This window comes from Colwellia sp. MB02u-6, assembly GCF_014077095.1.
Lineage (GTDB): Bacteria > Pseudomonadota > Gammaproteobacteria > Enterobacterales > Alteromonadaceae > Cognaticolwellia.
Window position 1 is genome coordinate 1 of record NZ_JACGVG010000014.1, and the last position, 12,974, is coordinate 12,974.

The 12,974-nt window shown below is 38.1% G+C and carries 8 protein-coding genes; 4 read left to right on the forward strand and 4 right to left on the reverse strand.

Features of this window, described 5'->3' with window-relative positions; translation table 11 throughout:
- Positions 1–427: 427 nt before the first annotated feature.
- From H4J46_RS00055 to H4J46_RS00070, 4 genes are all read right to left on the reverse strand, one after another.
- Complete coding sequence (locus H4J46_RS00055) at positions 428–883, reverse strand: polymer-forming cytoskeletal protein (RefSeq protein WP_182231565.1); 456 nt, start codon at positions 881–883, stop codon at positions 428–430.
- Positions 873–1,913, reverse strand: coding sequence for a M23 family metallopeptidase (locus H4J46_RS17460; protein WP_182231566.1), 1,041 nt, complete (start codon positions 1,911–1,913; stop codon positions 873–875). The genes H4J46_RS00055 and H4J46_RS17460 overlap by 11 nt, the downstream gene beginning before the upstream one ends.
- An 876-nt stretch (positions 1,914–2,789) precedes the next feature.
- Entirely contained in the window at positions 2,790–4,973 is a 2,184-nt protein-coding gene (locus H4J46_RS00065; protein WP_182231567.1) for a bifunctional diguanylate cyclase/phosphodiesterase, read from the reverse strand.
- A 399-nt stretch (positions 4,974–5,372) separates the two neighbouring features.
- The gene (locus H4J46_RS00070) at positions 5,373–6,137 is read right to left on the reverse strand and encodes a Crp/Fnr family transcriptional regulator (protein ID WP_182231568.1); all 765 of its coding nucleotides are present in this window, start codon (positions 6,135–6,137) and stop codon (positions 5,373–5,375) included.
- Between the two features lie 337 nt (positions 6,138–6,474).
- Here H4J46_RS00070 and dnaK point away from each other — a divergent pair, with 337 nt between their 5' ends.
- The 4 genes from dnaK to betB all read left to right on the forward strand — a co-directional run bounded on the left by dnaK (position 6,475) and on the right by betB (position 12,942).
- A complete protein-coding gene (gene dnaK / locus H4J46_RS00075; protein WP_182231569.1) occupies positions 6,475–8,367 on the forward strand; it encodes a molecular chaperone DnaK in 1,893 nt (630 codons plus the stop codon).
- A gap of 471 nt (positions 8,368–8,838) precedes the next feature.
- Complete coding sequence (locus tag H4J46_RS00080; RefSeq protein WP_259365610.1) at positions 8,839–10,227, forward strand: ATP-binding cassette domain-containing protein; 1,389 nt, start codon at positions 8,839–8,841, stop codon at positions 10,225–10,227.
- A gap of 655 nt (positions 10,228–10,882) precedes the next feature.
- On the forward strand, positions 10,883–11,488 hold the full coding sequence (gene betI / locus H4J46_RS00085) for a transcriptional regulator BetI (protein WP_182231570.1): 606 nt from the start codon (positions 10,883–10,885) through the stop codon (positions 11,486–11,488).
- A complete protein-coding gene (gene betB / locus H4J46_RS00090; RefSeq protein WP_182231571.1) occupies positions 11,479–12,942 on the forward strand; it encodes a betaine-aldehyde dehydrogenase in 1,464 nt (487 codons plus the stop codon). The genes betI and betB overlap by 10 nt, the downstream gene beginning before the upstream one ends.
- Positions 12,943–12,974: the final 32 nt, after the last annotated feature.

Sequence of the window (12,974 nt, forward strand, 5' to 3'; positions counted from 1 at the left end):
AATGAGCTAGCATCACCTTATCAGTATTATACCGATGAAGATTTAACCCATCGTCTGCTATATGTTGAAGCCTCGCGTGGTTGTCCGTTTAAGTGTGAATTTTGTTTATCGTCTTTAGATAAAACAACCTATTATACTATCCATGACCTATTATACTATCTATGATCTATTGTACTATTCATAATCGATACTGCTTAAAATAAAATATTGTCAGTTTATAGTAATCACCATTTAACTTTAAGTCGCTAAGCAATTTGGCTAAAATTAAACTAATATGCAAAATTAGTTGATTGAAATAAAAATATAACTCTATTTTTTGGCTTTTGCTAATACATTTAAATCTGTAAAAATAGACAAATTTTAAAATCTGAAGCAGTGTTTTTCAACGAATCAGCTCGTCGACTTATAACTGAGATTGAGGAGAAGTTTATTTTTCTTGTAGCATTTTTTCTGCACTGAGTTTGTCACTCGGTTTTGCGCTTTTTTTGGCCATTGCTAGCTCAGTTACATTTTCGCTTATATGATTGATTTTACCTTCGATAACAGCGCCAGCCTCTATGCTGATAACCTCATGTTGAATATTACCACGCACTTCTGCCGTTTTCTCTAGTATCACCTTCTGCGCCTTGATAGATCCGGTAACTCTACCCTTAATAATGGCTTCTTCAGCACAAATAGCTCCTTCAACTAAGCCATGAATACCAACCGTTAAATGCCTCACATGTATCTCGCCTTCAATTCTACCGTCAAGTTGGATCACTCCTTCGCTAGATACGTTACCAACAATATTGACGTCAGGACTAATAATCGAGGGGATTTTGTTACTATTTTTACTGAGTTTATTTTCTACCGCTACGTCTTTACTTTTGTTTTTAGAGAACATTTTTCAAAGCCTTAATGAGTGAAAGAGGGTTGATCTGTTTTTTATTAAAAAGAACTTCATAATGCAAATGGGTGCTGGTGCTGCGCCCACTACTGCCCATTAAACCTATAACATCATCCTTGCTGATTTCTTGCCCTTTCTTTACTTTTATTTTATGTAGATGACCAAAGCGTGTCATAAAACCATTGTGGTGATCAATTTCGATAAAACGGCCATAGCTACCGTTTCTTCCTGCCCGACGCACAGTGCCGTCAGCCGCAGCAAATATTTCAGTTTTTATCCAACCTGCCATATCAATGCCTTTATGCATTGCAGGGTGTTTAAGCATCGGGTCTTTACGAATACCAAAAAGACTGGAAATATAATAATCTTTTGCCGGAAAAATTACCGGTATATTACTTAGTGCCGCTTCTAGCTCGGTTAAACTGAGTAATTTCTCTATCAAGTTTTTATTATCAATATCAAGTTCTTGGGCTAGCACTTGGTTTAGTGGACCGCCCTGCCCTAAAGCAGGAGCTGTCCATTGCTTAAGCACAGATGCACTAGACACGCCCGCCAGTTTCATTGCTTGCTCAAGTACCTGCTTACGTTTGCTTATTTGCTGTTCTAATTGGTGATAACTAAATTGCTGTTTTTGCTTCAATTGGGCAATGTCAGTCTGGCTTTGCTGCATAACCGACCATATGGGATCATCAGTTTTACTTGTTGTTTCTGAGTTAAGGTCAATATCAGGAGGAGTTGCATCACTAGTTTGCCCAATAGTTTCATGCTTAGGATCAACTATGGCTGTAGGTAGTGAATCCAATACGTTTTGCAGTAATTCTTGTTGCTCTTGTACTTGTAGTAACTGCTGCTGCAACTGGCTCTGTTTGTCTTGATATTTCAACACTAACTGGTCTAAAGATTTTTGTGACTGGTACAATTGATCTTGGCTTTGTGACACTTGATCGTTAAGTGAAAAATATTTTAAGCTACTAAACGACAGCCAAGTAAAAGTTAAAGCAATCAATAGAACAAGGCTAAGTTGCACTTTAGATGAGGCTTTAATGTATCTTATTTCACCATTTTGACGAACAATAAACTGTCGTTTTGGAAATAAGTATTGATAGATTCGATTTGTAGTTTTTATAATTTTTCTCAGTGCTTGTTATATTATTTGCTAGCTGAAATAGTAAAACTCGACAAAAGCGAAAGAATTACTAAGGTATTGATAACAGCAGCATGAAAAAATTTTGCCGCATTACTAACACAACAGTTGTCAAAAAATCATTTATCCTAATCTGCGCCTAGACGCTATAATAATTCCTTTTAATTAGTGGCATGTCGAAAAATGATATATCGCGAGGCGTTTTCGAAGCGTCTAGTTCCTGCTTATGTTTAAACTATTGACCATCTTTGTTAACTCTTCTGACAGATAAGATGGCTAAATAAACATTTGTTCAGTTATACGTGCTAGTTCTATGTTTACTTATACATTTAACCATACACTTAGTTACATGTATAACTATAAAAGTTACATGATTAAACCGCTTTTTCTCTTCAGTATCAAGAATTTTTAACCTTAGGCTTATCACCTTGCTGTATTTTTTGCACTTAAGGCTTAATTCAAGAGACCTAGTTAATCAAACATATTCACTGTTTAGAGTGTATCAGTAAATTAAAACTGTTTCTTAAAAATAAAAAAGAGCTTTATAAACCTAAAAAAGACACTCAAAAACAAGAAGAAACCTGCTAAATAACAAGTAATTAAAGCGCTTGTGAGTGTGTAATACTTAAAGGTACTTCAGTTCGTCACTCAACAGAGCTATCTACAACAAGTCATAGTGCTTGTCGTCATCAACAGCAAAATAAAAATTTAGCATCAGTGGTTAAAGTGAACCGTGGATAATCCCAAGTAAATGGCTATTTATATCTCCCAACTCGCATCAGGATCCCAACTTGCCTCGGGCTTCCAATTAGCTACCCAGGCTTGAACATCACTGGTTAGCATAGGTTTGGCAATAATATTACCTTGTGCTAATTCACAGCCCAATTGTAATAGAGCCATGCCCTGTTCAATCGTTTCTACACCTTTTGCAATCACGCCACGTTTGAATGGTTTAGCTAAGGCTATTATACCTTCAACAATGGCGAAGTCATCGGCATCATGCAACATGTTTCGCACAAAGCTCTCGTCTATATTAATGACGTTGGCTGGTAATCGTCTAAGGTAAGTGAGGGACGAATAGCCTGTGCCAAAATCATCTAAGGCAAATTTTACACCCAAGGCCATACAGGCTTGCATGATTGTTGATACATGATAAACATCATCTAAAGCATTTTTTTCCAGTATCTCTAGCTCTAAATAGCCGGGTTCAACATCGGAGTGGGCTGCTAATAGTGCTGTTAACCTATGGGTAAAGTCAGGTTGCCGCAATTGTAATGCTGAAATGTTTACACTTGTACTAATAGGGAGATTAAGCCCTATTTTTTGCCACTGGCTAATTTGTGTTAGTGCGTTATCAATCACCCACTCACCAAACTCGATACTCATGGTGTTATTTTCCATGGCAGGCAAAAAATCAGCTGAGTTTAATAGCCCTCTTATCGGATGTTGCCAGCGTATAAGCGCCTCAACCCCTATTACCGCGCCTGTTTTCATATTTACCTTAGGCTGATAGTAGAGTACAAATTGATCATTATTTAATGCACTTTGAATAGCCTCTAGGCTTTCTCTTTGCACTCTCACAGCCTTATCTTGAGCCATATCGAGTAAGTGATAACAATTTTTACCTGATTTTTTAGCCACGTACATAGCTTGATCAGCATAGCGCATGAGCTGGTCGGCATCGACACCATCGTTAGGGTAAAAGCTGACGCCAATACTAGCTGATATATTTAAGACTAGCTTACCCATTAAAACCGGTTCAGACGCTGCCAATAACAACCGATCTAATACCGGTTTACAATCTTCAACTCTGGCTAGATCCGCTAATACGGCGACAAATTCATCACCGCCAATACGCGCTAAAGTATCAAATTCACGCAATACCTCTTTCATACGAAGTGAGAGCACTGTCAATAGTTGATCACCTACATCATGTCCATGAGTATCATTAACGGCTTTAAAACCGTCTAAATCTAGAAATGCGACAGCGAGTGACAGCTGATGACGGTCGCGCTGCAACATAGCTTGAGATAATCGGTCAGCAAGTAGCTTTCGGTTGGGTAGGTGTGTAAGTAAATCGTAATGGGCAATATGCTCTAATTGACTCTGGTATTCTTTCATCGAAGTGATATCTGTAAATAAGATAACATAGTTACTTATTTGACCATCAATACCTCTGACCGAACTAATGTTGAGCATTTCAGGATAAACGTCACCATTTTTACGACAGCTCCATATATCACCAGACCAAAAGCCATCATTCAATACGGTTTGCCATATATCGGCATAGAACTCTGGTGATTGTCGTCCGGATTTAAAAATACTTAAGTTCTGTCCAATGGCTTCTTCACGGCTATAACCCGTTACCGTCGTAAAAGTCGCATTGACGTCAATGATATTGCCTGTGGCGTCGCTGATGCAGGTACCTTCACGGGCATGGCTAAATACACTGGCGGTAATGGCTAACTCATCGGCTAGCTTATCTTTCTCTTGATTGGCAAGCATTAACTCACTTGCTCTCTTGTCTTTTTCCTTATTTTGAACAGCAAGTTCTTTATTAGCAAGGACTAACTCATCGGCTCGCTTATCTTTCTCTTGATTAGCAATAACTAACTCATTCGCGCGCTTATCTTTCTCTTGATTAGCAATAGCTAACTCATCCGCGCGCTTATCCTTCTCTTTATTGGCAAGGACTAACTCATCCGCGCGCTTATCTTTCTCTTTATTAGCAATAGCTAACTCATTTGCTCGCTTGTCTTTTTCCTTATTTTGAAAAGCAAGTTCTTTATTAGCAATAGCTAACTCATTTGCTCGCTTATCTTTCTCTTGATTTTGAAAGGCAAGTTCTTTATTGGCAAGGACTAACTCATGCGCGCGCTTATCCTTCTCTTTATTGGCAAGGACTAACTCATCCGTGCGCTTATTTTTTATCCAACCAAACATTTTCTAACTCCTGTTATCAAAAAAACATGTGCTAGATTTTGTTTAACCATTGAAGTAAATATTGATTTTCGGATCGCGGTCTGTTGTTTTTTATGAGCAACTTGAACGCTTTGTGTAACATTTCATCATTCTGAGTCTACTTTAAGTTGATTGAGAATAACGAATGTATCGGTGAATATCTGTTCAAAATAACCATTATTATCCATCTAGTTATTCTTCTAGTGTTATCAAGAGCCTTCACCTTAATAAAGATCACCCGCTTTAATGTACTAAAAATTAGCATAGAAAAAAGTCATAACAATAACCAGTAAAACCTTCTGCTCGATATTAAAGTGATAATGGCTTGGCTAAGTCATTAGTCATTAGTCATTAGTCATTAGTCATTAGCCGTTATCGCAGTCAGCGTTTAATAGATGGCGAATTAGTTAAGTCTTGACTGTATTTAGCCGCTTTTTCTAAAGCTTCTAAATCTTTAACAATCAGTTGATTACGTTTTTTATCAATGGTGCCAGCTTTTTTCCAGTGCTGTAATTGTTTATTGATTACTTGCCTGACTGAGCCTGTCATTCGCGCCAAGGTTTCATCGTTTAAGCCATTAACTAAATGATGCTGATGTTCTTCTGTTTTAGCGCCGGTATAAAACTTAATTTTATTAATATGCTCTAAAATAATACGGCTTAAACGCGTAGTAACATCGTGTAAAACTAGGCTACTGACTTGCTGCTCTTTTTCACGCATTTTTTTCGCTAAATAAGGCATAAACTGTTGGTTAAATTCAGGATAAGTCCACAGCCAATGTCGCATTGTTACCAGCTTTACTGACAGTAGTTTTATTGTGGTTAAGGGTGAAACAATAACATCATGCGGTTGATCATCTAATAACACCATTAAATCAAAACAATCGCCAGCATAAAGCATATCTAACGTAGCTTCTCGGCCAGTTTCAGGGTTACTTTGTTTAATTTCTAAACTGCCATCAATCACCACAAAAAAGCGCTGGGTTAATAAATCTGAATTAAAATAATCTCCTTTGCGCCATTCATCAAGCTGAAATTCTTGTTGAAAGTCTTCAATTAACTTTATGGGTAAGTCTGCAAAAATATTAGCTTGCCTGACGAGTACCAGACTGGCTTTTTGAGGTAAATGAGTGACATTTTTATGCATAAATAAATAGCTTTAGTTGTTGCAATAGCAAGTATTTTTATTCTAACCAGTTATCGCTATATAGCAAAAGCTAATATTGCTTTACAAACATTTTATCTTAGCTATTTACCGGGTTAATTTGCTGATTTTTGTCTTTAAAAAAAGTAAAAAATAAAAAATCATCGCTACTGTCATATTTGTGACAGAAGCATTTTATTAGCTTGCGTAATATAGCGCCACTAACCAAACACCTTGGGTTTATTCAAGGTTTTTTATATGGTCTAACTGCTTACTGGTAATAGCCATAAAGCATCAGACCTTTTTTATTAAGTACTTTTAAAAAGAATAGGTGATTATTATGTCTAAGACTATCGGTATTGATTTAGGTACAACAAACTCGTGTGTCGCTGTTATGGAAGGCGGCGTGGCAAAAATTATTGAAAATGCAGAAGGTAGCCGCACCACACCATCCATTGTTGCTTATGCCAACAATGAAACATTAGCCGGCCAACCCGCAAAAAGACAAGCGGTGACTAACTCAAGCAATACATTATTTGCGATTAAGCGCTTAATTGGTCGTAAGTTTGATGATAAGGAGGTACAAAAAGATATTAAATTAGCGCCTTATAAAATTATAAAAGCAAGTAACGGTGACGCTTGGGTTGAAGTTAATGGTAAAGCTTTATCCCCACAGGAAGTGTCAGCACAAATTTTACGTAAATTGAAAAAAGATGCTGAAACTTATTTAGGTGAAACAGTCACAGACGCGGTTATTACTGTACCAGCCTACTTTAATGATTCACAACGCCAAGCAACTAAAGACGCAGGTAAAATTGCTGGGCTTAATGTTAAGCGTATTATTAACGAACCTACCGCTGCGGCATTAGCTTACGGTGTCGACAAAAACAATAAAGCTGACCAAAAAGTGGTGGTTTACGATCTAGGTGGTGGTACTTTTGATGTCTCTATTATTGAAATATCTAATGTCGAAGGAGAAAAACAATTTGAAGTATTAGCCACTAATGGCGATACCTTTCTAGGCGGCGAAGATTTTGATTTACGCTTAATCAATTACCTTGCTGATGAGTTTAAAAAAGAAAGCGGAATTGATATTAAACAAGACCCTTTAGCGTTACAGCGTATTAAAGAAGCCGCGGAAAAAGCAAAAATTGAATTGTCGTCAGCATTACAAACTGACATAAATTTACCTTACGTTACCGCTAATGCGAGCGGCCCTAAACACTTAAAAATACAAGTGACTCGGGCTAAATTAGAGTCATTAGTTGATGACTTGGTCAAAAGCACCATAGCACCGTGTGAGCAAGCATTAAAGGATGCTGGTTTAAGCAAAGCGGATATTAGCCAAGTAATTTTGGTTGGTGGTCAATCACGCATGCCAAAAGTACAAGCAGCAGTTAAAGACTTTTTTGGTAAAGAACCACGTAAAGATGTTAATCCAGATGAAGCCGTTGCCATGGGTGCTGCCATACAAGCCGGTGTGTTGTCAGGCACAGTGGGTGATGTGTTGTTACTTGATGTTACGCCATTGTCACTGGGTATTGAAACCTTAGGCGGAGTAATGACCAAGCTTATTGAGAAAAATACCACCATACCAACACGGGCCTCTGAAACCTTTGCAACGGCAGAAGATAATCAAGCCGCCGTAACGGTACATGTGTTACAGGGCCAACGTGAAATGGCGACAGACAACAAATCGTTAGGTCAATTTAACTTAACCGATATTAATCCTGGCCCACGCGGTTCAGTGCAAGTTGAAGTTACCTTTGATATTGATGCAGACGGTATTTTAAATGTCACCGCGAAAGATAAAGCAACCGGTAAGGAGCAAAGCATTAAAATTACCGCATCAAGTGGCTTAACAGAAGACGAAGTTAATCGCATGGTAAACGATGCACTGAGTCACGCCTCTGAAGATAAGCAAAAGCGTGAGTTAGTTGAGCAACGTAACCAAGCGGATCAATTAATTCATACTGTGCAAACATCAATGGCAAGTTTGAGTGATGATCAGCAGACTGAGCTTAAAACTTTAATTGAGCAACTGAAAATGGCTGTTAATGGTGATGACAAAGCCGCGATTGAAATGCGACAAAAGAACTTGCAAGCAGCATACAGTAAAATTATGCAAGCACAAAAGGCCCAAGAAGCACAACATCAAGGTGAGGCGGCCAACGATGAAGCTAAAAGTGAAGATGTTATTGATGCTGACTTTGAAGATGTTAGCAACGGTTAATCGATAAAGCCACATTCATTATAGGCTACAGGTTAATTCACTCACTAGCTAAAGTCTAAAAACAAACCCCTAATATTTATGATTAGGGGTTTTTTATTGCTGATTATACTGTCGATTATACTGCCAACTCTATTACCAATGCTTTTGCTGATAAAATAGATAACCAAGCTGACTAATTCCCTGAACATTTCACCTGCTACAATAAGCTAATACTGGGTTGTTTATATATATATTTTACCTGTATATAAAGCAGAGCCACTCATTAATAAAACCGCTATAAGTCACTGTTATGCGATGATGATTTTTTTCTTTTTGTCTCTCGATGAAAATTCACACGGCATCAAGGTCTGTGTCGAGTGAAGTTACGTGATGGGAATTAACCTCTGAAATAAAACAATATCTATTATTAGGCTTGCAAAGTACAAAGTGGTAGAAAATAATAGCGCATACTGTTTTGAAAAGTTGTTTATTTTGAATAAATTTGAGATTAAAAGCTATTGTCATACAAAATTAATGATCGAGACTTGGCCTATTGGTGAATCTAAAACTTGGTGTGTCATGGGCACTAATGACTCAGGAAAAAAGCAGCTGGCTCAATTGTTATCTGATGAATTAACCCCACATTCTGTCGAGGTAATCTTGTTACCTGCGCCAAATGAAATCGCTATTATTTCTTTTGAGCAACAACAAAAAATTTATGAACACGAGTTAAAAATCGATACTAGCAACTTTAAAGATCAGCAGGATATTGGCACACCTGTGCAAGATTTTTTACCACAAGATAAGCTAAACCATCCACTGATCAAGCGGGTAGGATTAGCGCATTTATTAACCTCAGGTTACCGTCAATTAAGCTCAGGTGAAGGGCGAAAGCTGCTTTTACTTTCAGCGCTATTACATGAAAAAAAGCTGATTGTTTGTGAAGACCCTTTTGACAGTTTAGATCAAGAAAGTAGTGAAACCTTATCAATATTGTTTAAAAATATTATCCAAAATAGTGATATAACCGTCATTATTTTATTAGGAAATCGTCGCGACATTCCTGAATGGTGTGAGCAATTAGCGATAATTAAACAGGGTGACTTTAGTGTTATTGGCGCTCAACATTGTGCTGATACACAAGCTAAGCTTGATGATTTTTTTAAAAATGATAATGAGAAAATAACCCTGCCCGAACAGTTCTATAACACGGCGTTAAATCCGCATGATTATTTGGTCAAATTAGTTAATGGCACAGTGCGCTATCAAAATAAAACCATTTTTCAGGGGCTAAATCTCACCGTTAAACCACAGCAACATACCTTAATTACCGGTCCAAATGGTAGCGGTAAATCAACGTTATTACACTTAATAACCGGCGAATGTACACAATGCTATAGTAATGATTTAACCCTATTTGGCCATCAACGGGGTAGTGGAGAAAGCATTTGGCAACTAAAAAAAGACATGGGCATAGTCACGCCTGAATTACATCGTCAATATCGAGTAAACTCAAATCTACTGACAGTGGTACTGTCCGGTTTTTTTGACTCTATCGGCTTGTACCAACAGCCTGAAAAATTTCAAACAACATACGCTCAGCAATGGTTAAAAAAGGTTGGCTTAAATAATAAAGATAAAATATTATTTAACGATTTAAGTTTTGGTGAACAAAGATTAGCCCTTATTGTTAGAGCGCTAATCAAGGCGCCCTTGTTATTAATCCTTGATGAAATAACACAAGGTTTAGATGAATTTAATCGCCATCGTATATTGAAAATCATTAAAATGATCATGAAAGAGAGTAACTCCACCCTACTATTTGTCACGCATAGAAAAGACGAGTTGCTCGACACGTTTACACAACACATTAAACTCTAAATTCTAAACTTTTGGGCTTTATCACTTTTATAAAGCCCAAGCAGCAAGGTTTAGATAGAATAGCGTGACGACTTTTACTTTCTGTTGCGCTTTTAACTTGTTGAGACACAAATGTACTCATTATTTTATTCAACGCTACCTTTCTTCCGCTGGCATCTTTCTCCCGCTGGCATCTTTCTCCTGCTGGCATCAAAGGCGCAGGAAAATTTTAGCCCAGTCAGTTCTAGTGATAGCCATTGGATTAAGTGTGCTACTTTTTTGTCTGGAAAAAGGGCTAAATACTAGAGATAAAATGTAGCCTGTAGTTATTCATCTTATAAATTATCTAAGGTCGTATTTTTTCATTTTAACCCTTTAAAATGAGCCGATAATTAATCAAATTGCTATTACATAGTCCAAACCACCTTAAGTAAAAATAACAACATCTAGGTCAATTTACCCAAAAATTATCATTAGACCCCTAAGCTTTAACGCTACTTATGCCATGTATTTTATAGCCATCATTACTCAGCTATAGCACAGTAAAAACACCAAAAACCGCACATTTCGGTACCTGCCGCTATTTTTATTATTGCAAGCAAGTTTGATAACTTCATCAAAAACCGTTAGTATAGATATTAATTGAACGTTCAATCAATAAAAAATAAAGAAGCCTATGCCTAAAGTTGGAGTGAAACCCATACGTAAACAACAACTCATTAATGCCACGATAGAATCGATTGGCGAGTATGGTTTACAAAATACCACCATCATTACCATTAGTCGTATTGCCGGCCTATCCTCGGGTATTATCAGTCATTATTTTGGTGGCAAACAGGGCCTAATTGAAGCCACTATAATGCACCTTTTAGAACAGTTAAGGTTAGCCTTGCTTGAGCGTGTTTCTAGCCAAAAACTTGATGCAACCGAGCGACTTAAAATGGTGATAGAGGCAAACTTCACCTCATTTCAACGCTCTACTCCCACCATAAAGGCTTGGCTGAGCTTTTGGACCGAGTCAATGCATGATCCAAAGCTGAAAAGATTACAAAATATCAATAGTAAGCGCTTGTATAGCAATCTGCTGTTTTCATATCGTCAATTACTAGCAGAAGATGTAGCCAAAATAGCCGCGATGAAAACCGCTGCAATGATTGATGGTTTGTGGTTGCGCTGTGCATTAAGTCCAAGGCCTGATACAGAATTTATCCAAGCTGAACAATTATGTAAAAACTTTATCAACGAACAAATTAACCAATATGGAGATATTACTTGTCATTAATACGTTATAAAAATTATGTCGATGGTACATATATAGAAAATGCGAGTGGTGAAACATTTGATGTGATTAACCCAGCAACAGGCAAAGTTATTTATCAAGTTGAAGTTGCCGATGAACAGGTTAAAGAAAAAGCGATAGCCAGTGCAAAACTTGGTTTTGCTACTTGGTCTGCCATGAGTGCTACACAACGTAGCCGAATTTTACTTAAAGCTGTGGCATTATTACACGAGCGTAATGACGAATTAGCCAAAGTTGAAGTACTTGATACTGGCAAACCATGGCAAGAAGCATCAGAAGTTGATGTATTGTCCGGCGCTGACTCTATCGAATTTTTTGCTGGGCTAGCGCCTGGCGTAGAAGGAACGCAACAAGCTGTTGATGGCGACTTTTACTATACACGCCGTGAACCATTAGGTATTTGCGCCGGTATTGGTGCTTGGAACTACCCATTACAAATTGCTTGCTGGAAAGCAGCGCCAGCATTAGCTTGCGGTAATGTGATGATTTTCAAACCTTCTGAAGAAACCCCGTTGGGCGCATTAAAGCTGGCAGAAATATTTACCGAAGCAGGATTACCCAACGGCGTATTTAACGTGGTTCAAGGCGCTGGCGAAGTAGGCGCTTGGTTAACCCATCATCCAGAGATTGCTAAAGTTTCTTTTACTGGTGAAGTCGGTACAGGTAAAAAAGTGATGGCGGCTGCAGCGAGTACACTAAAAGATGTCACTATGGAGTTAGGCGGTAAATCACCTCTGATCATTTTTGATGATGCTGACATCGACAATGCTGTTTCTGCTGCTATGTTAGGTAATTTTTATACCCAAGGTGAAGTGTGCACAAACGGAACGCGCGTATTTGTACAAGAATCACTGTATCCAGTTTTTATAGAAAAGCTACTCGAACGTACTAAAAAGAATATTGTTATTGGCGACCCAATGGACCCTAACACTAACTTTGGTGCCCTAATTTCAGCTAAACATATGAACTTAGTACAAGAGTACATCGATATTGGTATTAAAGAAGGGGCAACACTGCTGCATGGTGGCACATCACTTAAGCCAGATAATGCACCTGATGGCTACTTTGTTGCACCAACTATTTTTGGTGATTGTACCGACGAGATGACCATTTGCCGTGAAGAAATTTTTGGCCCTGTTATGAGCGTATTAACCTTTACCGATGAAGACGAAGTAATCCGCCGAGCCAATGCTACAGAGTTTGGCTTAGCCGCAGGCGTATTTACCCAAGATATTACGCGTGCGCATCGAATCGTTCATCAGATAGAAGCCGGTATTTGTTGGGTAAACAGCTTTGGAGCCTCACCTGCGCAGATGCCTGTTGGTGGCTACAAAAGTTCAGGTGTCGGTCGAGAAAATGGCCTTTCTACGCTGAATTATTTCACCCAAATTAAAGCGGTGTATATCGGATTACAGCCACTCGATAGTCCTTTTTAACGCACAGAACAACGCAAATATTGTTCGATAGT

What these genes read in the sequence shown, in the direction of transcription:
- H4J46_RS00070 (WP_182231568.1), bottom strand. Translation starts at nt 6,137, where the DNA reads ATGCATAAAAATGTCACTCATTTACCTCAAAAAGCCAGTCTGGTACTC.
- dnaK (WP_182231569.1), top strand. Translation starts at nt 6,475, where the DNA reads ATGTCTAAGACTATCGGTATTGATTTAGGTACAACAAACTCGTGTGTC.
- betI (WP_182231570.1), top strand. Translation starts at nt 10,883, where the DNA reads ATGCCTAAAGTTGGAGTGAAACCCATACGTAAACAACAACTCATTAAT.
- H4J46_RS00055 (WP_182231565.1), bottom strand. Translation starts at nt 883, where the DNA reads ATGTTCTCTAAAAACAAAAGTAAAGACGTAGCGGTAGAAAATAAACTC.
- H4J46_RS00065 (WP_182231567.1), bottom strand. Translation starts at nt 4,973, where the DNA reads ATGTTTGGTTGGATAAAAAATAAGCGCACGGATGAGTTAGTCCTTGCC.